Origin of the sequence: Acinetobacter modestus (assembly GCF_014636095.1) — a bacterium.
GTDB classification, from domain to species: Bacteria; Pseudomonadota; Gammaproteobacteria; order Pseudomonadales; family Moraxellaceae; genus Acinetobacter; species Acinetobacter modestus.
Map to the genome: position 1 here is coordinate 162,788 of NZ_BMDV01000002.1, position 23,903 is coordinate 186,690.

Annotated in this window: 19 protein-coding genes and 1 pseudogene; 11 read left to right on the forward strand and 9 right to left on the reverse strand. The window is 38.9% G+C overall.

The window, feature by feature from the left end:
- Positions 1–5 precede the first annotated feature (5 nt).
- A complete protein-coding gene (tauD, locus tag IEV17_RS04830; protein WP_004661035.1) occupies positions 6–851 on the forward strand; it encodes a taurine dioxygenase in 846 nt (281 codons plus the stop codon).
- A gap of 352 nt (positions 852–1,203) precedes the next feature.
- On the opposite strand, the gene IEV17_RS04835 is transcribed toward tauD, so the two are convergent.
- Positions 1,204–2,298 carry an AraC family transcriptional regulator gene (locus IEV17_RS04835; RefSeq protein WP_004661038.1) on the reverse strand — a complete coding sequence of 365 codons (1,095 nt, stop codon included), beginning with the start codon at positions 2,296–2,298 and terminating at the stop codon, positions 1,204–1,206.
- 63 nt (positions 2,299–2,361) lie between these two features.
- Between IEV17_RS04835 and IEV17_RS04840 the strand changes: the two genes are divergently transcribed.
- The 3 genes from IEV17_RS04840 to IEV17_RS04850 all read left to right on the forward strand — a co-directional run bounded on the left by IEV17_RS04840 (position 2,362) and on the right by IEV17_RS04850 (position 6,801).
- Positions 2,362–4,110 carry a neutral/alkaline non-lysosomal ceramidase N-terminal domain-containing protein gene (locus IEV17_RS04840; RefSeq protein WP_004661039.1) on the forward strand — a complete coding sequence of 583 codons (1,749 nt, stop codon included), beginning with the start codon at positions 2,362–2,364 and terminating at the stop codon, positions 4,108–4,110.
- Positions 4,107–5,393, forward strand: a complete 1,287-nt coding sequence (locus IEV17_RS04845; protein ID WP_004661042.1) for a D-arabinono-1,4-lactone oxidase — start codon at positions 4,107–4,109, stop codon at positions 5,391–5,393. The genes IEV17_RS04840 and IEV17_RS04845 overlap by 4 nt, the downstream gene beginning before the upstream one ends.
- Positions 5,394–5,637: 244 nt before the next feature.
- Positions 5,638–6,801, forward strand: a complete 1,164-nt coding sequence (locus tag IEV17_RS04850; protein ID WP_004661045.1) for an alanine racemase — start codon at positions 5,638–5,640, stop codon at positions 6,799–6,801.
- Positions 6,802–6,854: 53 nt separating this feature from the next.
- Here IEV17_RS04850 and IEV17_RS04855 read toward each other — a convergent pair whose 3' ends face one another.
- From IEV17_RS04855 to IEV17_RS04865, 3 genes are all read right to left on the reverse strand, one after another.
- Positions 6,855–7,223, reverse strand: a complete 369-nt coding sequence (locus IEV17_RS04855; protein ID WP_004661046.1) for a hypothetical protein — start codon at positions 7,221–7,223, stop codon at positions 6,855–6,857.
- 146 nt (positions 7,224–7,369) lie between these two features.
- Positions 7,370–8,611 (reverse strand): OmpP1/FadL family transporter, encoded by a 1,242-nt coding sequence (locus IEV17_RS04860; RefSeq protein WP_004661049.1) that lies wholly within the window; start codon positions 8,609–8,611, stop codon positions 7,370–7,372.
- 238 nt (positions 8,612–8,849) lie between these two features.
- Positions 8,850–9,290 (reverse strand): universal stress protein, encoded by a 441-nt coding sequence (locus tag IEV17_RS04865; protein ID WP_004661051.1) that lies wholly within the window; start codon positions 9,288–9,290, stop codon positions 8,850–8,852.
- Between the two features lie 213 nt (positions 9,291–9,503).
- Here IEV17_RS04865 and IEV17_RS04870 point away from each other — a divergent pair, with 213 nt between their 5' ends.
- Positions 9,504–9,794: a hypothetical protein gene (locus IEV17_RS04870; RefSeq protein WP_004661052.1), complete on the forward strand. Its 291-nt coding sequence runs from the start codon at positions 9,504–9,506 to the stop codon at positions 9,792–9,794.
- 108 nt (positions 9,795–9,902) lie between these two features.
- Positions 9,903–10,394 carry a DUF2505 family protein gene (locus IEV17_RS04875; protein WP_004661054.1) on the forward strand — a complete coding sequence of 164 codons (492 nt, stop codon included), beginning with the start codon at positions 9,903–9,905 and terminating at the stop codon, positions 10,392–10,394.
- A gap of 44 nt (positions 10,395–10,438) precedes the next feature.
- Here IEV17_RS04875 and IEV17_RS04880 read toward each other — a convergent pair whose 3' ends face one another.
- Entirely contained in the window at positions 10,439–10,642 is a 204-nt protein-coding gene (locus IEV17_RS04880) for a hypothetical protein (protein ID WP_034601112.1), read from the reverse strand.
- A 131-nt stretch (positions 10,643–10,773) separates the two neighbouring features.
- Here IEV17_RS04880 and def point away from each other — a divergent pair, with 131 nt between their 5' ends.
- Both def and IEV17_RS04890 read left to right on the forward strand, forming a co-directional pair.
- Entirely contained in the window at positions 10,774–11,256 is a 483-nt protein-coding gene (def, locus tag IEV17_RS04885; protein WP_004661057.1) for a peptide deformylase, read from the forward strand.
- Positions 11,257–11,410: 154 nt separating this feature from the next.
- Positions 11,411–12,728 (forward strand): annotated as a pseudogene (locus IEV17_RS04890) (glutaminase); the annotation flags it as partial.
- Here IEV17_RS04890 and IEV17_RS04895 read toward each other — a convergent pair.
- Positions 12,698–13,486 (reverse strand): AraC family transcriptional regulator, encoded by a 789-nt coding sequence (locus IEV17_RS04895; RefSeq protein WP_004661060.1) that lies wholly within the window; start codon positions 13,484–13,486, stop codon positions 12,698–12,700. The pseudogene IEV17_RS04890 and the gene IEV17_RS04895 overlap by 31 nt on opposite strands.
- Before the next feature lie 106 nt (positions 13,487–13,592).
- Here IEV17_RS04895 and IEV17_RS04900 point away from each other — a divergent pair, with 106 nt between their 5' ends.
- Both IEV17_RS04900 and IEV17_RS04905 read left to right on the forward strand, forming a co-directional pair.
- A complete protein-coding gene (locus IEV17_RS04900) occupies positions 13,593–14,813 on the forward strand; it encodes an MFS transporter (protein WP_004661062.1) in 1,221 nt (406 codons plus the stop codon).
- Positions 14,814–14,960: 147 nt separating this feature from the next.
- Positions 14,961–15,395 carry an endonuclease domain-containing protein gene (locus IEV17_RS04905; RefSeq protein WP_004661064.1) on the forward strand — a complete coding sequence of 145 codons (435 nt, stop codon included), beginning with the start codon at positions 14,961–14,963 and terminating at the stop codon, positions 15,393–15,395.
- Here the strand turns inward: IEV17_RS04905 and IEV17_RS04910 are convergent.
- From IEV17_RS04910 to metH, 3 genes are all read right to left on the reverse strand, one after another.
- The gene (locus tag IEV17_RS04910; protein ID WP_004661066.1) at positions 15,366–16,250 is read right to left on the reverse strand and encodes a hypothetical protein; all 885 of its coding nucleotides are present in this window, start codon (positions 16,248–16,250) and stop codon (positions 15,366–15,368) included. The two genes, IEV17_RS04905 and IEV17_RS04910, sit on opposite strands and share 30 nt — an antisense overlap.
- Positions 16,247–17,521, reverse strand: a complete 1,275-nt coding sequence (locus tag IEV17_RS04915; RefSeq protein WP_004661068.1) for an AAA family ATPase — start codon at positions 17,519–17,521, stop codon at positions 16,247–16,249. Before IEV17_RS04915 ends, IEV17_RS04910 begins: the two co-directional genes overlap by 4 nt.
- 185 nt (positions 17,522–17,706) lie before the next feature.
- Positions 17,707–21,393 carry a methionine synthase gene (gene metH, locus IEV17_RS04920; RefSeq protein WP_004661070.1) on the reverse strand — a complete coding sequence of 1,229 codons (3,687 nt, stop codon included), beginning with the start codon at positions 21,391–21,393 and terminating at the stop codon, positions 17,707–17,709.
- A gap of 439 nt (positions 21,394–21,832) precedes the next feature.
- Between metH and IEV17_RS04925 the strand changes: the two genes are divergently transcribed.
- Positions 21,833–23,461 carry an inorganic phosphate transporter gene (locus tag IEV17_RS04925; protein ID WP_004661071.1) on the forward strand — a complete coding sequence of 543 codons (1,629 nt, stop codon included), beginning with the start codon at positions 21,833–21,835 and terminating at the stop codon, positions 23,459–23,461.
- Positions 23,462–23,903: the final 442 nt, after the last annotated feature.

Here is a 23,903-nt window from a genome sequence, read left to right on the forward strand (position 1 = left end):
AGAAAATGACCTTAAATATTGAAGTTATTAAACCAACAATCGGTGCAATTATTCACGATGTTGACTTAAACACGGCTGATGAAAATACTACGCAACAAATTCAACAAGCTTTGCTGGATCATCATGTGATCTTCTTCCGCAATCAGCAGCTTGCACCTCAGGCACAAGCGGAGTTGGCGCGTGGTTTTGGTTCTTTGCATATTCATCCGATCTATCCATCAGTTGCGAATGTACCCGAAATCATTGTATTGGATAGTTGGAAACAGGATTTACGTGACAATGAACTTTGGCATACCGATGTGACCTTTAGCCAAAAACCACCATTGGGCTGTGTCTTACAAGCGATTAAGATTCCGCCTGTAGGTGGCGATACGCTGTGGTCGAGTGGAGCAGCTGCATTTGCTGCGCTAGATCAAGATTTACAGACGAAGTTAAAAGGCTTAACTGCAACGCATGATATTCGCCAGTCTTTCCCGATTGAGCGTTTTGCACATAATGATGTTGAGCGTCAAAAGCTGGAAGACACATTTAAGCGTAATCCACCTGTTGTTCATCCTGTGGTAAGAACACATCCTGTAACGGGTCAGCCAATTTTGTTTGTGAGCGAAGGGTTCACCACGCGTATTAATGAGTTGGATGAGACGGAAAGTGCTGAGTTGTTGCAGTATTTATTTGCGCATGCCACCAATGAGCAGTTCCATTTGCGTTGGCAGTGGCAAGCGGGTGATGTGGCAATTTGGGATAATCGTTGCACACAGCACAAGGCTTTATTTGATTATGGGGATGCGCATCGAATTATGCATCGTGCCACGATTAATGGTGATGTGCCATTTTATCAAGCAGCAAGTTAATATTTAGTTTTAGATAAAAAGCTTGGGTAAAATCCTGAGCTTTTTTATTTTATAGTTTGATCCCTTCGGTTTTATTTTATAATTTGATCGCTTCGGTGGAATCTTACAGAGATCTCATCCTAATTTAGGATTTGCCTTCGGCTGGAGTTACTTTTTTGAAAAAGTAACCAAAAACTTTGTCATCCACAAAACCTGTTTACTTCCAACATCTCTTTAAATTAATCGCAGAAATAGCATTTGATTAATCTCACGCAGGTTGTGGATGACGTGTAGCACCAGTGATTCCAGAGAGAAGTTCTTTATACAAGGCTAGATAGCACCAATTAATTAATCCAGAATTTTCAAAGTATATTTAATTAAGATGAGCCTCTTGTTTATAAATCGAAGGCGCTTGTCCCGTCCAACGTTTAAAGGCACGTCGGAATTCACGTAATTCACTAAAACCCAATTGCAGGCTGATCTCACTCATGGACAGGTTTTGTTCAAGGAGTTGCTTTGCTTTACGTTCCAGTACATTTTGCCGAATTTGTTGAAAACTCAGACCTTCCAATAATAATTGCCGTCTTAGATGGCGTTCACTAATACGTAAATGCTCAGCAGCTTGCTGCATCTCGAAACGTTCAGGTAATTGCTGTTCAATTAAATGGTCGAGTAAATGCACATAACCCACCTGATTGAGCTGATCAATTTCTTTTAGGGCCTGTTCACAGATTTGGATGGCAGTTGCATAGTTGGCTGGGCTGTAATTCTTTAAGCCACGTTGCAACATACTTGTATTAAAGCAGATGATATTTTTAGAACTGTTAAATTGAATCGGGCAGCCAAAGATAGTTTTATATTGTTCTTGGTATTGGTTGGGGAAATAGCTGAGCTCAAGACTGATCACATCATCATGATCACCCAGCATCGCATTTAAACAGGTGATGATGCTGCTAAATAATTCATCATAGAAAAAAGCTTTGAGTTCATTGCAGGGAGAGGTTTCAGTGACTTCTAATTCACAGAGATCAGCGTGGATGGAAAAGTTGATATTTAAGACACTGCCTGAAATACGATGATAACGCAGCGCAATGTCTAAGGCATCTGCAACAGTCTTGCAGGATTGCATGGCGAAACCGAGAATCCCCATTGAAATTAAACCTTCGCTATTGCCAAGCTTTAAACCAAGGTTAGGTTGTTGATAGGCAGTCATGGCTTGACCAACCACATCACAGAGTTGGCTAAAACGGACCACAGCTTGGGTTTGCTGTATTTGTACAATGTCTAAACCTGAATTCTGAAACCATACAGCATAATCCCACTGTTGCTGCTCTGCATAATGAATCAGGCTGGCCAAAATCGTTGGTGGAATAAATTGCTGTTGTTCATTTTTACAGTTGCTGCGTATAGGCATAAGTCCGTTTTGCCCCCCAAAGAAAAGTGTCTTTAACCCTGTTGGGTATCGCATAATTTTGATTAACTTTCAACATGCTTTAAGACAGTTAAAAAAAGAATTGAACAGGATGTCGTAATGTATCAGGTGGGTTGGGACAAACAGCAAATCAAAATTACACCGAAGGGCTATGCTATGTTTGGTTATGGGCAATGGTCACATCGGGCTTATCAACAACGAACAGCTTTATTTGCACGTAGCGTGAGTATTGTCGATCAACAATATAACCGATTAGTCATCTGTTGTTTGGACGTAGGTTGTATCACCCATGCCATACGCAGCCAAACGGTAGCGCGACTCACGCAAATCCTAGGCTCACAATTTGATGAAAATCAATTGGTCATCATGGCAACCCATACCCACTCTGGGCCTGGTGGTTGTGGTTATGAAGCTTTGTATAATATGCCAACCCCTGGTTTTGTGCCTGAACATTTAAAGGCGATTGTTGAGGCGATTGTACTAAGTATTCAAAATGCGATTGAGTCTGAACAAGACACCGAGATTTTTCTAGGGACACAGCATTTTCCAGAACAGACGCCTGTGGCGTGGAATCGTTCGATCAAAGCCTATAATCATAATCCAGAAGTTCAGCCACGTACCGAAGCTGAAACGCATTTAGCTTTGAATCGTGAAATGCAACTGATTGGTTTCTATCGTGAACAAAAACTACAGTCCTTTATTTCCTTATTTGGGGTACATGCAACCTGTTTGGGAAATTCTTTAAACGCCTATGATGGCGATAATAAAGGCTATGCAGCCGCATTCTCTGAGCAGGCTTTAATTGAGCAAGGGATTCAAAATCCAGTCACGATTTTTGCTCAAGCAACCGCAGGGGACGTATCGCCGCATTTTCATGGCAAAGATCAGCTCAAGATTCGTAATAAGATTAAAGGCGAGCAGGAATATCAGTACGCGCAACAAAACGGGCGATATCAAAGTGAACTGGCTTTGACGGCTTTACAGTCAAATATTCCTAAAAATTTACATAAAGTCGAAGGCAAGATCGATGCTGTTCTGTCCTATGTAGACCTGAGCAATATTGAAATTCCAGATCAATTCGCAGCGGGTCAAAAGCATGCAAAGACCAGTCAGCCCTGTCATGGCACCGCATTTTTTGCAGGTACACCTGTTGATGGTCTAGGTGCACCCAAACCCTTAATTATGGGGATGCAATTTTTAGCGGATCAATTTCGTAAACAAAAAATGAAGAATCCAAAAGCAGCAGACTTTGAGGTGTATCAGCAGCTTTATGCCTCTCAAGGGCCGAAACGGATTTTACTGGAAGCGGGCACCAAAAAGATTCTAGGTCAACCGATTGGTTTTCTGCCAAGTATTCTTGATCCGCTGATTGCAGAAATGAACCGACAAGTGAAAGCAGGGGCGATTCAACACAGTCCTTTAGTCCCAAGTGTGGTTCCCTTACAGATTGTACGATTAGGATCTTTGGCATTGATATGTTGTCCGGGAGAATTTACCACTATTGCAGGGCAGCGGGTGGTTGATACAGTTAAACAGATGCTTGCCGCACAGGCTTCGATTGAAAGAGTTTGGTTAGCATCGTACTGCAATGATTACATGGGTTATGTCACCACCTATGAAGAATACCAAGTGCAGGCGTATGAAGGTGGGCATACCTTATTTGGTCAATGGACATTGGCAGCCTGTCAGAGCAAGTTCCAAGGCTTAGCAGAACAATTATTATTAGAAAAAACTAGACGTCATTACGATGAAATGACACGACCACCGCATATTCCTGTGCAGGAACTCGCAAAACGCACTAATCATGGCAATTTAAAAACTGCCGTTAGCCAAGGAGAGGCAGTATGAGTGATCTAAAACAAGGGATTTGGTCAAATTGGTCTGGCTTTCAAAAAGCCAAGCCGCAACAGATTTTGCAACCTGCCAATATTCAAGAACTACAGTCGATTGTTCAGGCGCAGAAAAAAATACGGGTAGTCGGTGCTGGGCATTCCTTTACGCCGTTGGTGTGTACCGATGCAACCTTATTGTCTTTGGATCATATTGCAGGAATTGCATCGACGGATTTTGATCGATGTCAGAGCAGCATTTATGCGGGTACGCGTTTATATGACCTAGATCAACATTTACAGCAGCAATTCATCAATCAGGCTTTAATGAATCAAGGCGATATTGATCAGCAAAGCTTAGCGGGTGCTGTCTCTACAGGCACACATGGCACAGGTGCAAATTTGCATTGTATTTCGGCCTATGTTGAAGCATTTGAGTTATTGACGGCTTCGGGTGAAATCCTAAAATGTAGTCGCACTGAACATCCTGAAATCTTTGCCGCAGGACGGGTTTCTTTAGGTAGCTTGGGTATCTTGACCCAGATCACCATGCAGAATCGCCCTCGTTACAAGCTCAAAGAACATATTCAGCTTTGTCCAGTCGAGGACATGATGCAACACATTCAGCAATGGAAACATCAGCATCGACATATTGAGTGCTTTGTGTTTTCCCATGAAAAGCAGTTGATGCTGAAAACCTTGGATGAGACCGATGAAGCGGTTTTGCCTCGTAAGGAAAATTTTCCATCGGATGATACTTTACTGACTTTATGCTCAGAGTTGACCAAAAACTTTCCTTCGTTGAATCCTTATTTACAGAAGCTACTCGGCATTTTTGTTAAACCCACGACTTATATCGATTGGTCGAGCAAGATATTTCCAACACCGCGTAATACCAAGTTTAATGAAATGGAGTATCAGATTCCTGTTGATCGCGGAATAGAGTGTTTGGATGAAGTGTTGCATGCCTTAAGAACGTATAAAGTGGCCACTTTTTTTCCGCTCGAATTTCGCTTTGTCAAAGGGGATGATATTTGGCTCAGCCCATTTTACCAGCAGGATTCGATTTCGATCTCGGTGCATCAATACCATAAACAAGATCCGCGTTTGATTTTTGATGTGGTTGAACCGATCTTGCAGAAATATCAGGGTCGTCCGCATTGGGGTAAAATGCATCAAATGAACAAGACCCAGCTTCGTGCTTTATATCCAAAATGGGATGATTTTATGGCTTTGCGTCAGCGGCTTGACCCAGAAGCCAAGTTTTTAAATCCCTATTTGGAAAGGTTGTTTTTAGGTTAAATCGAATTTTTATGAGTTGAAAGTACTTAACGGAATCATATCGAATTGCCATCCAATTAAGGGTGAAGCTTTCAGCTAGATTTACTTTGGTTTCGTCCTGAGAAGCATTTCAAGCTTCGCAAGATGTATTTAAACTCTTGCGTTTTGCCAAAGCTTTAGTCGCTTTGGCTTGCTCAGGTTGTAGATGACATTCCCTCGTATAAGATGGTTTTTAGGATCACGATTAAATAAAAAAGGTATAGCCATGTTGGATCATTATTTTAAACAACTCAATCTCGATCTAAAAAAACAGGGGATTGCGACTCCGCAACTCATTATTGATGGAGCGGCTTTAAAACAAAATATCCAGCATGTTCAGATTCGTCTTGCTCATGCCAAACATTTACAAGCGCGCTTGGTGGTGAAGTCATTAGCGAGCCTAGACTTACTCAAATTGTTATCTGAGCAGATCAATACTCAACGTTTTATGGTATTCCATCAACCACATATTATTTCAATCTTAGAAAATTTTGCTGAAGCCGATATCTTGTTGGGTAAGCCGATGCCTGCTCAAGCAGTCCATCAATTTTTTGATCAGCATGCGGAATGGTCAAATGCCAATATTCAGTGGCTGATTGATAGCAAGCAACGCTTACAACAATATATCGAGATTGCCAAGACCTATTCGCTCTGTCTAAAGGTGAACATTGAAATTGATGTGGGTTTACACCGTGGAGGCGTGCAATCGGCAGCACAAATGGTCGAAATATTAAAGTTGATTCAACAGTATCCGCAGTATTTAAAGTTTTCTGGTTTGATGGGCTATGATGCACATGTCACTAAAATCCCAGCCATCATTAAAAAGCCTGAATTGGCTTATCAAAGCTCACAGCAGACCTATGCCGATTACCAAAAGCTAATTAAGCAGCAGTTCCCAACGTTGTGGAGGGATGAGCTTTGTTTTAATGGTGGCGGCAGTCCAACCTTTAGTTTTCATACCACTGAAAGTGTCTGCAATGACTTGTCTTTTGGTTCAATGCTATTAAAACCAAGTGATTTTGACAGTGATTTTTTAAGGGCATTACAACCAGCATTCTGGATTGCTGCACCTGTATTAAAAATATTGCCATTTACTCAGCTTCCTTCAATGTCTTTATTGGATAAATTGCCACATAGATGTAAGGCGCTGTTTATTTATGGTGGCTATTGGTTGGCTAATTATGTCTATCCTGCTCAAGCGCATACGCATGTGTTGTATGGGCGTAGCAGTAATCAGGAGTTGGTCAATGTGCCTAAGGATTGTGATATTCAGGTCGATGATTTTGTATTTTTAAGACCCACACAAAGTGAAGCGATTATCCCTCAGTTCTCTGAGCTAAAGCTGTATCGCAACCATGCTTTTGAGACATGGCAAACGTTTAGTGAATAACGGTATTGCGATTACCAATATTCGAGCTAAAAGCTTGCCGTGTATTTTGAGCCTTAAAATAAATCACTCAAATGGCAGCTTTTTGCTTCAGTCAGATTGTCAATGGAATCGACCAAGAGGATGTTAATATCTTTTTCGTTTTTATATGCTGCAATTACTTCTGCATAAATCGGCTGTTTGAGTGTCGTGGCTTTTGAGAGAAAACTTGATACCGCCTTATCATTCGACCAGTCTGCATCTTTCAACACATATTCATTCTGCGCAATATCGCATCGCGTTAAAATGGCTTTGTTATCCTGTATGGTTAAGGTGCCCATAAAAATATCCATATTTTCTTTGGGATCAGTCGGATTGGCAAAAGTAGTAAAAGGAAAAACGAAGCTAGATATAAATATGGAAAAGACAAGAGAGATTTTTTTCATTGGATTTTTCCCAGAGATTGCACTCATTATCATAATAATGTTGTTGAGATTCTAAGCTAATCCTTTCATTGAAAGCCAGAACATAGCCAAGTAGGAGCAAGACCAGAAGCAGATCTGTTCCTATTTGGCTTGATGAGACGTCGTGATTAAAAGTGATAGCCTATTTTCAAACCATAAGCGATTGCACTGTTATCTTTAAAATCGGCCTGTTCAGCAATAGGTTTAATCCCTGGTACAGGAATGTAATAGGTGCCATCTTCAGCAACTGCATCACCTAACCAGAAGTACTTAACTCCAGCGGCAATAAAGTAGTTTGGGGCAGGATTAAACTGAGCCCCTAGACCAATACCCCAAGATCCTTTGGTTGGATTCAATGTGGATGCAGGGTCGCCTGTACCAGAGTCCCAACTGACTTCAGTCGATGCACTCCATTTTTCAGTAAACTGATGTCCAAGTCCGACATTGACCGTCCACTGATCTTTCTGATAACTGTCTAAATCAAAACCACCTGTATATGCACCATTACTGACTACGCCAGTGAGATATTCAGTAACTGCGCCAAATTGAGTAGGACGAATATGAAAATCTTTCCAGTTGACCCAACGTAGATTGGTATAGAGCAGGGTGTCTTTATACACACCTGTTTGAAAATCAATATTCACCGATTGTGGTGTTGAAATTCTGGTTTTACTTGGTGTCGTCGCTTCCAATGGTTGACCGAACTGGGTCTCAGTCACTTGCATGTCGTGGTCGATTTTGGAGCGATAGGTTAGCGCTGCCTTTAAGGCAATATCAGGAATTTGATAACTCAAACCAACCAACCAACCGACCGCATGATTCTTTTTAAATTCGGCATCATAGCCATTAAAGGCGACACTGTAGGAATTACCACGCAGTGTCACATCACCTTTGACCGATTGATAGACAGCTCCGCCATAGACTTGAAAATTGCTAAAAGGATTGACACCTAGAATCATGCTAATGCTTTCAGTATCAACATTGACCGATGTACCTTGCTGGGTAAATTCATTGTCCGAAAAGGTATTGTTGGACTGCATCGGATACGTAATATCAGCACCAAAAGGTTGATCATAGAGCAGACCAAAACTGATTCGATCCGTCAGTTGCAGCTTGAGTGCGGCACTATAATATTGAAAGCTATTGCCCATATTGCCTGAATTAAGATTCTGCTGATCATTGACCAGTTCTGGACGATTACGAATTTTTCCTGAAATGTCAGCATCAACAGCTGTGGCATTGACCTCGACATAATTGCCATTTTCCAGAAAAGGGAGAATGGATTGTCCTGATTGATCCAGTGCTGCTGCGTGGTTAAATGTACTCATGCACATTCCACACAGAGCAATCACCAGTGGATTGAGTTTCATATTGATCATCCTTGTAAAACCGTGTCTTATTTTTAAACATGCTGTTTTTATTGACGGTCATCTTCTCGCTTTCATTGGAAAGTGAATGCAATGCCTTAGTTTGAGTGAAACATCTTTTAAATATATGGAATAGGGTTGGAGATCATCAATATGGGGGGCAAGGCGGTCATATCTATAAATTTTAGGCAATAAAAAACCTTATACTGATGCATAAGGTTTTTTCAATTCAAGCAAATCGTTATTGTTTCACAATCAGCACAGGAATATGGGATTCAGTTAAAACAGCACGCGCTACACTACCCAGTAGTAAGCGTTTTACGCCTGTACGACCATGTGAACCCATAATAATCAAATCCGCACCGACTTCATCGGCGACAAAAATAATTCCCTCACTTGCTGCACCATGCTGAATTTTGGTTTGAACCTCAATTCCATCGCGAATGAAAGATTGAGAAATATCTTGTAGTTGGGTTTTAGCATGCGCTTCAGCCTGCATAAAATGATCGGTAATGGCTGGTGCAACTTGATAAAAATCAACACCGACATATGGATCAACAGCCACCACGCTGAGTACAGTTACTTTTGCCCCTGATAATTTTGCTAAAGACAGTGTATGTTCAACTGCTGCATAAGAAATTGGAGAATCATCAACAGCGACTAAAATATTTTGATAAGACATATTTACTCCTTATAGTTTATCGTTGTAAAAGATAAAAGTATAAGCAGTTGATAACACATTGAACCCACTCTAGCAAATGGGACGATCATCTAAAACCTATGATAACGCTGAAAATAATCTAGAAATATAGGAAATCCCTCAGCAAAATATGGGTCTAAGAGAATCTCTGTATTTTTGTAATTTTTCTTCATATTTATAGGCATAGGAACATCCGTGTTACTCAGTTTAGAAGCATTCAAACAACAAAAATTTGATCAAATCGCAGCAAAAATTATGGCAGATCCAGAGAGCTATCTCGCATTTGACTCAGTTTCAGATTTTTATAAAGCTGAATGGTTAGATGAGTTTCCACAAGGGACGACATGGTCTGCTACAGGATTAGATGATGGCGCTGAGCAGTTTTATGCAGTCATCGAATATGGTAATCACTATCTCTATATCAGCCGAACGGAACGAGTAACGGTAAAATTAGGTATAAGACATCATTACAATAAAAATTATTAATCCGATTAGTCACGAATATTTACGTGTTCACATTTTGTGATTCAAATGAGAATGATATACTTTGCCGCGATGATAAAACCCTAATTAAAACTAAACGGAAATTTAAAAATGGCACATCAATTTACGGTAAATGAAACAATTCACGGTGTTTCAATTGAAGATTTTTCAAGACTGGTTGCTGATACTTCATTGCATGAAGCAGTATGTAAGCGTATTCCGGGTGAGAACTTAGAAATTATTGAGTCTGCTGTAAAAGGTGATATTTATACCTTACGTCGTGAATATAATCTTGATGTAAATATCCCAGATGTGGCTAAAAAATTATTAAAAAATGCATTTCGTTTAAAACGTTCTGATATTACTGATTTAAAAAATTTAACCTCAACGGTAGAGCTAGGCGCAAATTTACCTTTAGAAGCCAAAGCTGAACGTAAAGTGACTGGGAATAGTGAAAAAGTAGAAATTGCATTGACGTGGAATGTAAAAGTCAAAGTGCCTTTGATTGGCGGCATGTTAGAAAGACATGCTGAAGGCGAAATTCGTAAATTTAGCCAACTTGAAATTGAGATTGTAGAAGAAGAATTAAAGAAAAATCTATAATTCTGAATAGATTGAAAACTCTCCGTAAGGGGAGTTTTTTTATTTCAGAAACGAAGAAAATAGGGCAATATTGAGATAACCACACCGATGACACTTAATAAAGCCGTACTTTCGATAAAATAAGGATAAATCATCAGAACTAAACCGCAAACTAAAGGCACGGTCATTTTTTGCTTTTTGCCGTACATAAAATAGCCTAAGCCAATCGAGCCAAAGATGACACCTAGAAAAAGCTGAGTTGCATTCATTGTGTTTAGCCATACGTTATTTTTATCGCGCATATATTAAGGCAGTATTCTTAAATGAAAATTATGGCAGCTCAACCTAATATCAAATAGTATGTAATTCACTATCTGGTCAAAAATAATAAGGTCATCTAATGAGTGTGATTTTACCTGTAGCACAACGGGGTGAGGGTGTTTTAGAACTTCAAGCTGCTCCTGTCGCAGCAAGTGAATTTAATAGTGAATGGTTAATGCAATTAGCTTCAGCAATGCACCGTACCATGCTTGATCGCAATGGTGTCGGAATTGCAGCGCCACAAGTTTATATTTCCAAACGTGTGATCATCGTTGCTTCGCGATCAAATCCACGTTATCCCGATGCACCTGAAATGGATGCCGTGGTGATGGTCAATCCTGAAATATTAGAGTTTTCTCAAAGTACCTGTTTGGGTGAAGAAGGTTGTTTGAGTGTGCCAGATGAGCGTGGGCAGGTTGAACGTGCTCAGGCAATTAAATTGCGTTATTACACTTTACAAGGTGAAGTGATTGAAACAATTTATGAAGGATTTCCTGCACGTATTGTTCAGCATGAAGTCGATCATTTAAATGGGATACTGTTTGTAGAGCGCATGAGTTAGGTTTATTGGTTAGAGATTAAAAATATATGGTGAGCTTTGACAATTGCTTGAGACATTAAAAATATTACAAAAGCTATAATTTGAATATTATCAGTACTCTGTATTATAGAATTTAATTTATATGAACACTTTAAATCTTTAAAGGCAGACAACCATGAAAACGCCTCTTCCTGATTATTTGGCACACGTAATTGATGCCTGTGATACTGATAATAGTGGTCGTCTAGCCGATTATATTCCTGAGTTAGCCAATGCCAATCCCAATCGGTTGGCTTTGGCGTTGTCTACCGTAGATGGTGAAATCTATTCGGTGGGCGATGATGAGATCGAGTTTACGATTCAATCGATGTCTAAACCTTTTACTTATGCGTACGTGCTACAAAAGCTTGGAATAGATGTGGTATTAGACAAAGTGGGTGTTGAACCATCTGGAGAAGCATTCAATGAGATTTCACTTGGGAATGATCGCCGTCCTAAAAACCCAATGATTAACTCAGGTGCAATCACCACACATTCATTAATTCCAATCAAAGAAGGGCTACAAGGCGCAGAAATTCTACGTGAGTTTATGAGCGAACTGGCTGGACGTGAACTACGTTTTGATGATGCTGTCTATCAGTCCGAGGTAAAAACTGCCTATCGTAATCTTTCGATAGGGTATATGTTGCGAACCGTCGGGATTTTGGAGAGCGATCCTGTTGATATTGTGAATGGCTATATTCGTCAGTGTTCGATTTTGGTCACTGTGAAAGATCTCGTTCGTATGGGAAGTGTTCTTGCCAATGGTGGGGTTGATCCTAAAACAGGTAAACGATTATTGAATCGTGCCGTGGTACGCCAAGTCCTTAGTGTGATGATGAGTTGCGGTATGTATGATGCTGCTGGTGATTGGCTGACGACGGTTGGAATTCCTGCTAAAAGTGGTGTAGCAGGTGGAATCTTGGGTGTATTGCCGGGGCAGGTCAGTATTGCGGCTTTTTCACCAAAGTTAGACGAGCATGGCAATAGTGTTCGTGGTATCGATATTTTAGAACGGTTATCACGTGACATGGGCTTACATTTGATGGAAGGCACATCTTCGGCACAAACCATTGTACAAAGCCATTATCTGACAGGGAAAAATGCGTCATTAAGTGTGTATGTGCTGCGTGGTGTATTGAAATTTACTGAAGCTGAAATGTTGTTACGGACTTTGCAGTGTGAGCCAGTAAATAAGAATACAATCGTGATTGATTTGAGTCAGATTTCACTGATTCATGATGTAGGTAAACGGATGTTTTTAGAGGGGATTGATCGTTTAATTGATGATGGTCATACCTTGCTTTTGGTTGACCCCGAACAGCGTTTGGATCATGCACGAACCCATAAAGATCGAATATTGCATGTTTATCAAAATCTAGAGGATTTAATTGAAAAGCACAAAGAATTATAAAAGGAGAAGTTATTTATCTATTTTATTGGTTCGAAATTGCTGTGGTGTTTTACCTAAATGTCGTTTAAACATTGCACTAAATGCACTTGAATTGGTATAGCCAAGTGCTTCAGAAATCTGTGAGATTGACTCACCATTGGAAATCTTACTGAGTGCATGAGCGATATGCATCTGTTGAATCCATGCGCGATAAGACAGTCCAGTTTCTTTTTGAAACATACGCATTAAGGTTCTTGAACTTGTCCCAATCTCATCTGCCCAATGAGTCAAATCTTTGCAATGCTTAGGTGAATGTAACAGTGCTTGACAGATTTTTAATAGACGTCTGTCTTTGGGCCAAGGGATTTGAATGGGAATTAGATTGGCACTATGAATTTCTTCAAAAATTAGAATTTGTAAAGCTTCTGAAATATCCTGAGATGAAATAAGGTTTGGCGCATTTACTTGTGTAATTTGATTAAGTCGAATCAACAATTCATGCAACAAATTACTGACGCGAATAATAAAACAATTTTGTCCCATTAATGCCGCAGCATTCACTTCAACGAGTGCAGTATTGAGCTTAACATGACTCAGTGAAATGACACTGTGTTCAATATTTGCTGGAATCCATAACGCGCACATCGGCGGAACCAACCAGACATTATTGGGTGTGAAAACCTGAATATTTCCCGTTGAAGCATATAAAAATTGTGCTCTAGTATGGGTATGTGTGGGTGTAATCTCACGATAAGTATGTTCAGAGGACAATCCAATGACCAATTCAGATTGATCAGACTGAATAAGAGATTCGTGCATAATCTAAGTTAAAATTTGTCACTTATACGATAATTATTGGAAGATAACCTTATAAGCGACAAATTACAATAAACGTCTTATCTAAAGATATTGGAGTTTTTCGGATATGACGTCTTCAATACAGTTGAATGATGGTATTGCAAATACTGCTACAAATGAGCAACCTCAAGGTATGATCATGAAGATCGTTGGTGCTGTGGCTTTTGCACACTTACTTAATGATTTAATTCAAGCAGTTTTACCAGCTATTTATCCCATGCTTAAAGCAAACTTTGCACTCAGTTTTGCGCAAGTCGGACTGATTTCCTTTGTGTATCAGATTACGGGTTCGCTGCTTCAGCCTTGGATTGGACTGTATACTGATAAACATCCAAAACCATATCTTTTACCATTAGGAATGATGGTCACATTATGCGGTATTTTACTACTCGCATTTTCTCCAAGTTTTACCGTATTGTTGCTCGCATCTGCATTGATTGGTGTAGGTTCTGCTACCTTTCATCCTGAAGCTTCGCGTGTGGCGAGAATGGCATCGGGTGGACGTTTTGGTACAGCTCAATCGACCTTTCAGGTTGGCGGTAATACAGGCACTGCAATTGGACCTTTGTTGGCTGCTTTAATTATTGTACCTTTTGGACAACATGCGGTTGCATGGTTAGTGGTATTTTCACTATTAGCGATTTGGGTTTTGTTTGGAGTAAGTCGCTGGACGATTAGCCATGCAAAAAACTCATTTGCTGCCAAGGTCAATCAAACACAAACCAAGTTGCATGGTCGCCAATTAATTATTGCTCTAACTACGATTAGTGTATTGATGTTCGCTAAATTTACTTATATCGCGAGTATTAGTAACTATTTTACTTTTTATTTGATTCATAAGTTTCAGATTAGTCTTCAAACGGCTCAATTACATTTGTTTGTATTTTTGGCAGCGGTTGCTTTAGGTACTTTTGCAGGTGGTCCGATTGGCGATCGAATTGGGCGTAAAGCGGTAATTTGGGTGTCTTTTGTAGGGATGGCGCCTTTTGCTTTGATGATGCCGTATGCCAACTTGTTTTGGACAACAGTTTTATCCGTGATAACAGGTTTAGTGTTGTCGTCTGCTTTTGCTGCAATGGTAGTTTATGCTCAGGAAGCTGTTCCGGGGCGTGTGGGTATGATCTCAGGTTTAATGTTTGGCTTGATGTTTGGTGTTAGTGGTATTGCAGCAGCAGGGCTTGGTCATTTGGCTGATGTAAATGGAATCGAATGGGTATTTGGTTTATGTTCACTTTTACCTTTGCTTGGCTTTGCAACTATATTTTTGCCAAATACAAAGGCTAAATAGTTCGTTTATTTTTAAATATCTCAGTTCTAAAGAATTGAGATATTTTTTTATTTGAGATATTTTGAATGAGCTCAACTAAAAGTGAGTTAAACTTTGTAAATTAAAATAATTTTTAAAGAAATTAATAACTCTAAAGCTGATAAATTGATGAAACCTTATAACAAAAATTTAAAACAACCATCCCGTGATTTACGGAGCAATATGACTAATGCTGAGCAACTACTATGGCAAAGAATCAGACGTAAACAGATTTTAGGATTACAGTTTTATAGACATAAGCCAATGCTAAATTTTATTGTAGATTTTTATTGTTTCAAAGCAAATTTAATTATTGAATGTGATGGTGGTCAGCACTATACCGAACAAGGGATGGAAGCTGGTCAGAATCGAGATCAAACTTTGGCGCAGTTGGGGTTGAACGTGCTGAGGTTTGATAATGGGCAGGTAATAAATCAGTTGGATTATGTGATTGAGAAGATTTATCAGTTTGTAGAAAAGCGTATCTCTAATCTCTTTCTGAAAAAGATTAGAGATACGGTTAAGCCTTTGATCTTAAGCGGCATTAATATTTGTTGCTACTGAAAGATAATATGTATCATGATTCATTTTTAGAGAATTGAAAAAAATACGTAAGGCATTTCTCTGAAAAATTTCTTTAGAGAAATTTTTTATATCTGTTAATTCTTTCAAAATATTTGCTGTGAGGTGATAAGAAATACTTTCAAAAATTTTTCCGTAACAATCTAGATAAAAATTAAAAGATTTTTGAATTTTTACATATTTAAAGGGCCGTTTGATGCTGTTGCTTTGTGCAATAGATTTAATTTTCTTAATAAGAAAATTCATATCAATTTCACCATTTTTAATTATAGCTTCACCTGAGACATTTGTTAAAAATCTAATTCCATGCTTTCTGAAAATTAGTTCTAATCTAATCAGTTTTGAACCAATTTTTTCCAAATTTTTAAAACTATTTTCTATATTGGTTTTAGATTTAAAAGGAATATCATAAAAAATATAGTCATTAATTATCTCAGTAATGTTTTCTTGAGTGAAAACATCATTTTCCCAACTGTAACCTTTAGTGTAAATAATAGACGGATGTGAAATATATTTATCTAAATAGTGGTCCAAATCTTTATCTTTGAATATTAATGTATTAGTAACTTTACCTTCTATAATTCGTTGTGTTAATTCATCACCGCTAGTTTTAGAGCCAATAGCTTTGAAATAAATTTTTCTAGTACATCCATGGATATTAAGTATTTCTTTCCAAAAGTCTATATCTATCGATTGGGATGAGAATTCTCCTTGGTCTATTTGTATTATTGAATAACTTTTTTTACCGCCTTCAGTGTAAGCCACTAAATCAGATTTAGAAAATTTAGGTAAATTATTCAGTCCACTACTTGTTCTTAAAAATGGCTTTCGATTCATGAGCGAACCTCATTTTCAGTGATGATTTGCTCCATATCAATAATATTTTCTCCAAAACAACTCACTATATCTGGTGAATGAGTGGCAAAAATAATTTGTGCATTGGGATTGAGTTGTTTTAAATGTTGAACCAAATGTTCTTGCCAAAAAACATGTAGCGATAATTCAGGTTCGTCTGCAAAATAAATAAAACGTTTACCTTCTTGTAAAAATGCTTCACCCAAAATAATTAATAACTGTTTTTCTCCTGAGGATAGTTGCTTTAAAGACAAATTTTTCCCAGATTGCGTTTCAATTTCTAACTCATTTCTTTTATTAATATAGAAATTTTTTCTCTGCATCATTGAATTCAAAATATTTAAAAATTTGTGCTTAGGTTCTTCTATGATTTTCTTTTTAGTAAGATGTTCATTCCATTTTTCTACAATGAAGTCAATTCGATCAGTGCCAAATAGAACTGAAAATTCAGTTAGGTTGATAGCATTATTACCAATTAATCTAGATTTTGCTTTATCAAATGCTGTGAAATGATTATTAATTTTAGCTTTTAGATCACTGCTTTCTATATCTAAATTAAATTGTTTAAAAATACTTTCAAGCGCCTCTTTTTCTTTTTTTGAATCTAATTTTAAGAAGGTATCAACAAGGCTATCTTGTTTTTCTCTTTTGTATAGTAACGATAAGAAAACTTGCTTCTGAAATTGGTCAATTTCTGTTGTTATTCTTTGATTATAGAATGAAAATAATCTAACTAAATCGTTCGAAAGTTCATCTAATTTAAGATCAATACTAGATTCATAACGTTCTTTTATTTCTCTAAAATCTGTTGTAGTACGATGAATTGATAACCAACTTAGGTTAAATAGTTTTGACATTTGTGATTTGACTAGATGTTTACTTATACGTCTTCCTTCTCGTCTAAAATGCATAGGATATCTGTAAAACTCTTGAAGTTCATCAATAAGAAAGTCTATGTAACTATCTTTTGCACTTTGTCGAAAGTAATATCTTAAGCTATCCATATTCTTAGTGATTTTTAAAGATGCTACTTTTGTCGAACCATCTTTTTTCAAATTAATTATAATTTCAGAAAAATCAGAGTTAATTAAATTTTCGAAATCTCCTTCAAGTGCAGACACAATTAAATTGACAAGAGTTGTTTTGCCAGAACCATTGATACCTATTAAAAAGTTACTATGTTCTTTGAATTTTAGATTTATTGATCTTGTACCCCAAAAACCTACAATATTCACATTTTTTAAAAAATACATTTCATTACCTTAAATAATAGTTTTATTTAATAGAGCGTTGAATAATCTTAATATTTTATTTGAAGAAAATAAATCCCCTCAATAGAGGAGATTTTTTATATTTGATGCGAATGGATTATTACCCCTTTGAAAAAGGGGATTTAGGGGGATTTAGGGGGATTTAGGGGGATTCTGGGATAGACAGATTAACCAATCGAATCATCCAAATTCGGTGCTAACCAACGTTTCGCTTCATCCAGTGTCCAGCCTTTACGCTTTGCATAATCCTCAAGCTGATCTTGAGAAATCTTACCTACGTTAAAGTATTCACTTTCAGGGTGCGAATAATAGAAACCACTGACAGAAGAAGGTGGCATCATCGCAAAGTGTTCAGTCAACTTAGTACCAATTTTCGCTTCCGAACCTAACCAATCAAATAACACCGCTTTTTCAGAATGCTCTGGGCAAGCAGGATAACCAGGTGCAGGACGAATACCGACATACTTCTCTTTGATCAATTCTTCATTGCCCAAAGTTTCATCGGCTTTATAGCCCCAGAATTCTTTACGGATACGCTCATGTAAATGCTCGGCAAAGGCTTCGGCAAAACGATCCGCCAAGGACTGAACCAAGATTGCTGAGTAATCATCGCCTTTGGCTTTATATTCATTTGCCAATTCTTCAGCACCAAAGATCGATACCGTGAAACCACCGAGATAATCAGTATTGTCTTTAGAGGTGCTAATAAAGTCTGCTAAAGATAAATTTGGTTTGCCTGTGACTTTGTCTGACTGCTGACGAATATGCTCAAAAGTATGCGTAACTTTTTGACCTGCCTCATCAAACACGCTGACTGTATCCGCACCTGTACGTTGTGCAGGGTATAAACCAAATACAGCACGTGCATCAAAACGATTATTTTCGATAATGTCTTTTAGCATCGCTTGCGCTTGGTTATATAAATCAGTGGCTGCTTCACCGACCACTTCATCTGTCAGGATTTTCGGGAATTTACCTGCCAAGCTCCAAGAGATAAAGAATGGTGTCCAGTCAAAGTACTCAACCAATGTCGCCAATGGATAATTGGTAATGACTTGCGTACCTAAACGATTTGGAATCGGTGGCACATAGTTGTCATCCACCTTGAAACCATTTTCAATCGATTCGGCATAGCTGAGTTTAGCCGCTTTCGGTTGCTTGTTGGCTAAACGTTCACGAATCTTGGCATATTCAGCACGATGTTCTGCAATAAAATTGCCACGCATTTCTTTTGATAGCAGGGTAGTTGCTACACCCACTGCACGCGAAGCATCAGCCACATAAATCACGGCATCATTTTGATATTGAGGATCAATCTTCACCGCAGTATGTGCTTTCGATGTGGTTGCACCACCAATTAACAATGGGATGTTAAAGCCTTTACGTTGCATTTCTTTCGCAACAAACACCATTTCATCCAAAGACGGGGTGATCAAACCAGACAAACCGATGATGTCACATTTCTCATCAATCGCAGTTTGCAAGATTTTTTCCGCAGGTACCATCACACCAAGATCAACGATGTCATACCCATTACAACCCAAGACCACGCCCACGATATTTTTACCAATATCGTGTACGTCACCTTTTACAGTTGCCATCAACACTTTACCTTTAGACTGGCTTCCTGTTTTTTCAGCTTCGATGTACGGGTTCAGCCATGCCACGGCTTGTTTCATGACGCGTGCAGATTTCACGACTTGCGGCAGGAACATTTTACCTGAACCAAACAGGTCACCAACCACGTTCATACCATCCATCAAAGCGCCTTCAATTACATCTAAAGGACGTTTGGCTTTCAGGCGTGCTTCTTCAGTATCTTCATCAATATAAGTGGTAATACCTTTAACTAAGGCATATTCAAGACGTTTTTCAACCGATTCATTGCGCCATTCAAGGTTTTCAGCTTCGCGTTGTGCGCCACTATGACCACGGAACTTCTCTGCCACTTCAAGCAGTTTCTCTGTGGCGTTTTGACCAGACTCACCTTGGTTCTGATTCAGAACAACATCTTCAACGGCTTCTTTCAGTTCTTTTGGAATATCATCATAAATCGCCATTTGACCTGCGTTCACGATACCCATCGTCATGCCTTGTTTGATGGCATGGTAAAGGAATACCGAATGAATTGCTTCACGCACAGGCTCATTACCACGGAAGGAGAAGGAAACGTTTGAGACACCGCCTGAAATCATGGCGTGAGGCAAGTTCTGCTTAATCCAACCTGTGGCTTCAATAAAATCAACGCCATAGTTGTTGTGTTCTTCAATCCCTGTTGCCACGGCAAACACGTTCGGGTCAAAAATAATATCTTCAGCAGGGAAGCCGACATCATTGACCAAAACATCATAAGAGCGTTTACAGATTTCACGCTTCCGTGCAGCGGTATCGGCCTGACCTGTTTCATCAAAGGCCATCACAATAATTGCAGCACCGTACTGACGGCATAGGCGTGCTTTTTCGACAAACTCGTCATAACCTTCTTTCAAGGAAATAGAGTTAACAACAGGTTTACCTTGTACACATTTCAAGCCTGCTTCAATGATTTCCCATTTCGATGAGTCAATCATGATCGGCACACGTGAGATATCAGGTTCAGAAGCGACAAGATTGAGGAAATGCACCATCGCATTTTGCGAATCCAGCATCCCTTCATCCATGTTGATGTCGATGATCTGTGCGCCGGCTTCAACTTGTTGCTGAGCTACTTCTAAAGCTTCGGCAAACTTTTCTTCACGGATGAGGCGTAGGAATTTTTTTGAACCCGTCACGTTGGTACGTTCACCGACATTGACGAATAGTGAATCATCATAAATGTTAAATGGCTCTAAACCACTTAAACGGCAGGCTGGTTTGGTTTCAGGAATTTGACGTGGCTTGATATCTTTAACTGCATTATAAATCGCACGGATATGATCTGGTGTGGTACCACAGCAACCACCCGTGATATTGATGAGACCACTTTCAGCAAATTCTTTGATGAATGCTGCGGTTTGTTCAGGTGTTTCATCATATTCACCAAAGGCATTTGGTAAACCTGCATTTGGATGCGCAGAGACAAAAGTATCAGCAACATCAGCAATGGTTTTTACGTGTGGACGCATCGCGTCTGCACCGAGCGCACAGTTAAAACCAATTGAGAGTAAATCGCCATGACGAACCGAGTTCCAGAACGCCTCTGCGGTTTGACCTGTTAAGGTACGACCAGATGCATCGGTAATGGTGCCTGAAATCATTAACGGCAGTTCATGACCAATTTGCTTAAATACTTCTTTTACCGCAAAAATCGCTGCTTTGCAGTTTAAGGTATCAAAGACAGTTTCGATCAAGAGAATGTCTGCACCACCTTCGATTAATGCATGAGTTGCCTCAATATAGTTTTCTTTGAGCTCATCAAAGGTAATATTACGGAATGCAGGATCATTTACATTGGGTGAGATTGAACAGGTACGAGAAGTTGGACCAAGTACACCTGCTACAAAACGCGGTTTATCTGGAGTTGAATATTTGTCACATGCCGCACGCGCTAAACGTGCTGCTTCACGGTTGATCTCTGGTACGAGGTCTTCCATGTGATAGTCCGACATTGAAACACGCGTGCCGTTAAAGCTGTTGGTTTCAATAATATCTGCACCTGCATCCAAATAAGCTTCATGGATGCCTTGAATAATATGTGGTTGTGTTAGCACCAATAAATCATTGTTGCCTTTTAGGTCTGAAGCCCAATCTGCAAAACGTTCACCACGATAATCTTGTTCTTCTAATTTATGGCGTTGAATCATCGTCCCCATTGCACCATCAATAATCAGGATACGTTGGGCAAGAAGTGATTGTAGGGTGGTAAGCGTGGACATTCAGAAACCCCAGTCGATGATGAAGATAAAAAAGCAGGGGCATTGTAACAGAAGCGAACAAAAAGCGCGTATTTTCAGCATCAGGATGATGTGATTCATCCAGTCAGTTTGAAAATGTCATAAAAGCTTCATGAAATTGCAATAATTTCGGTAAATAATGCCTAAAAAGACAACGTATATTTCGAAATATGACAAATAAGTTTCATATTTTGTTGTGTTTGTTGCAAAATCAGACAAACAGATTTGATTGAATTTATTTTTAATTAAGATATTGTTTTTATTATACAATAATAAAAATAATCTTGGTTTAAATCAAAAAAAACATAAAAAAATGTAAGAAAAATATGAAAATTTGGCTTCATATGACAGTCCTTTGTCATATAATTGTCATAATTTAATTAAACAATACAGAGGATTTTATTATCCTCTTACCGTCTACATGAATTCTAATCTTCCTCCTGTTTCGGATTCACCGCTTGCCAGTTCTACGGCAAAATCGACGAATGTACATGTTCCTACACCGAAATTTTTTATGCCGGTGTTTTTAACAATTATTATTGCAACACTTATTTATATTGGTTTTCAGGTGAGTGCTGACTTAGCGCATGTACCACCTTTGAGTTTATATTCAGTTATTCTTCTATCTACGGCACTTTTCATTGCTTTAGGCTTTGAATTTGTTAATGGCTTCCACGATACAGCTAATGCGGTTGCCACCGTGATTTATACCAATGCATTACCTGCACCTGTTGCAGTGATGTGGGCTGGTTTCTGTAACTTCCTTGGGGTTATGGTAGCGAGTGGTGCTGTTGCTTACGGTATTATTGCTTTACTTCCTGTTGAACTGATTATGAATGTCGGCAGTGGAGCTGGTTTTGCAATGGTATTTGCTTTGTTAATCGCAGCCATTCTTTGGAACTTAGGGACTTGGTTCCTTGGGATCCCAGCATCAAGTTCACATACTTTAATCGGCTCGATTTTAGGTGTGGGGATCATGAACCATTTCTTAAATGCTTCAACTGGTGCAACCAGCGGCATTGATATGGATCAAGTCATTAAAGTGGGTAAGGCGTTATTATTCTCACCTTTAATCGGTTTTGCTTTCGCAGCAATTGTATTCTTGTTGGTAAAAACAATTTTTAAACGCCAATTAGAACTTTTTCAACCACCAGAAGGTAATAAGCCACCTCCACCTCTTATCCGTGCAATTTTGATTTTTACATGTACGGGCGTGAGCTTTGCGCATGGTTCTAACGATGGTCAAAAGGGCATGGGTTTAATCATGTTGATCTTGATCGGTTTAGTGCCATTAGCATATTCACTAAACAAAAGCTTAGATGCAAATCATCTTCAATCATTTGAAAAGCTTTCAAGTCAAACAGCTGCTGTATTGAATGTAAATCAAAATGAATTATCTGATGAGAAAGCGCGTGCTGTACTCACTAAATATATTCAAACCAAAGAGCAAACACCTGAAGTTGTTCCAGCGCTTGCAAGTATGACGGAACATTTAGGAACACGCGTTGCAAATTATGGTGATCTTAAAGCTGTTCCTGAGGCCGCTGTAAGCGAAATCCGTAATGATATGTATTTAAGTACCACAACTTTTAAACGTTTAGACAAAGCAGAAGCTTTACCGAAGATGGATAAAGACCAAGCTAAAACCGTTAAAGAGTATCGTAGTAATCTTGATTCATTCCTACAATACATTCCAAATTGGGTTAAAGTTGCGGTCGCACTTGCACTCGGTTTGGGTACCATGGTGGGTTGGAAGCGCATTGTTGTGACTGTCGGCGAGCGTATTGGTAAGAACCATATGACTTATGGTCAAGGGATGTCTGCTGAACTTGTTGCAATGAGTACCATTGCTGCTGCTGATGGTTTGGGTATGCCTGTATCGACTACACATGTTTTAAACAGTGCTGTTGCAGGTACCATGGTTGCGAATAGATCAGGTTTGAACTTCGCAACAGTGAAGACAATACTTTCTGCATGGATCTTTACTTTACCAGCGACGATTTGTTTATCTGGTGGTTTATACTGGTTATTCTTACAGTTTGTATCATGATTTGATTTGCTTTAAAGCCAAATCATTTTAAAAAGCTTTGCCTCGGCAAAGCTTTTTTTATGGCTCATAAGATAGCGATAGATACGGACACAAACCAAGAATATTAGGTTCTAACTCAAATAGATCTGTTCTAATTTGAATGCCTGAATGCCTGAATGCCTGAATGCCTGAATGCCTGAATGCCTGAATGCCTGAATGCCTGAATGCCTGAATGCCTGAATGCCTGAATGCCTGAATGCCTGAATAAGCTAAGAAGATCTATGTGAACCTATTACAAAAATAGTTTTATTCCCCAAACGAGGAATATTTTTATTCTTGATTATCCGCTAAGATAACTGAGATATAGAGTTTACTTAACTGCCTGTTTAAATCTATTAAAAAATATAGGCAATCGAAATTAGGGTTTACACTCCGCCATTCTCCAAAATAGAGAGTGGCTTTT

What these genes read in the sequence shown, in the direction of transcription:
- IEV17_RS04865 (WP_004661051.1), bottom strand. Translation starts at nt 9,290, where the DNA reads ATGTCTTATCAAAATATTTTAGTCGCTGTTGATGATTCTCCAATTTCT.
- tauD (WP_004661035.1), top strand. Translation starts at nt 6, where the DNA reads ATGACCTTAAATATTGAAGTTATTAAACCAACAATCGGTGCAATTATT.
- IEV17_RS04900 (WP_004661062.1), top strand. Translation starts at nt 13,593, where the DNA reads ATGACGTCTTCAATACAGTTGAATGATGGTATTGCAAATACTGCTACA.
- IEV17_RS04925 (WP_004661071.1), top strand. Translation starts at nt 21,833, where the DNA reads ATGAATTCTAATCTTCCTCCTGTTTCGGATTCACCGCTTGCCAGTTCT.
- metH (WP_004661070.1), bottom strand. Translation starts at nt 21,393, where the DNA reads ATGTCCACGCTTACCACCCTACAATCACTTCTTGCCCAACGTATCCTG.
- IEV17_RS04845 (WP_004661042.1), top strand. Translation starts at nt 4,107, where the DNA reads ATGAGTGATCTAAAACAAGGGATTTGGTCAAATTGGTCTGGCTTTCAA.
- IEV17_RS04835 (WP_004661038.1), bottom strand. Translation starts at nt 2,298, where the DNA reads ATGCGATACCCAACAGGGTTAAAGACACTTTTCTTTGGGGGGCAAAAC.
- IEV17_RS04840 (WP_004661039.1), top strand. Translation starts at nt 2,362, where the DNA reads ATGTATCAGGTGGGTTGGGACAAACAGCAAATCAAAATTACACCGAAG.
- IEV17_RS04860 (WP_004661049.1), bottom strand. Translation starts at nt 8,611, where the DNA reads ATGAAACTCAATCCACTGGTGATTGCTCTGTGTGGAATGTGCATGAGT.
- IEV17_RS04910 (WP_004661066.1), bottom strand. Translation starts at nt 16,250, where the DNA reads ATGAATCGAAAGCCATTTTTAAGAACAAGTAGTGGACTGAATAATTTA.
- IEV17_RS04875 (WP_004661054.1), top strand. Translation starts at nt 9,903, where the DNA reads ATGGCACATCAATTTACGGTAAATGAAACAATTCACGGTGTTTCAATT.
- IEV17_RS04880 (WP_034601112.1), bottom strand. Translation starts at nt 10,642, where the DNA reads ATGAATGCAACTCAGCTTTTTCTAGGTGTCATCTTTGGCTCGATTGGC.
- IEV17_RS04895 (WP_004661060.1), bottom strand. Translation starts at nt 13,486, where the DNA reads ATGCACGAATCTCTTATTCAGTCTGATCAATCTGAATTGGTCATTGGA.
- IEV17_RS04905 (WP_004661064.1), top strand. Translation starts at nt 14,961, where the DNA reads ATGAAACCTTATAACAAAAATTTAAAACAACCATCCCGTGATTTACGG.
- IEV17_RS04855 (WP_004661046.1), bottom strand. Translation starts at nt 7,223, where the DNA reads ATGAAAAAAATCTCTCTTGTCTTTTCCATATTTATATCTAGCTTCGTT.
- def (WP_004661057.1), top strand. Translation starts at nt 10,774, where the DNA reads ATGAGTGTGATTTTACCTGTAGCACAACGGGGTGAGGGTGTTTTAGAA.
- IEV17_RS04915 (WP_004661068.1), bottom strand. Translation starts at nt 17,521, where the DNA reads ATGTATTTTTTAAAAAATGTGAATATTGTAGGTTTTTGGGGTACAAGA.
- IEV17_RS04850 (WP_004661045.1), top strand. Translation starts at nt 5,638, where the DNA reads ATGTTGGATCATTATTTTAAACAACTCAATCTCGATCTAAAAAAACAG.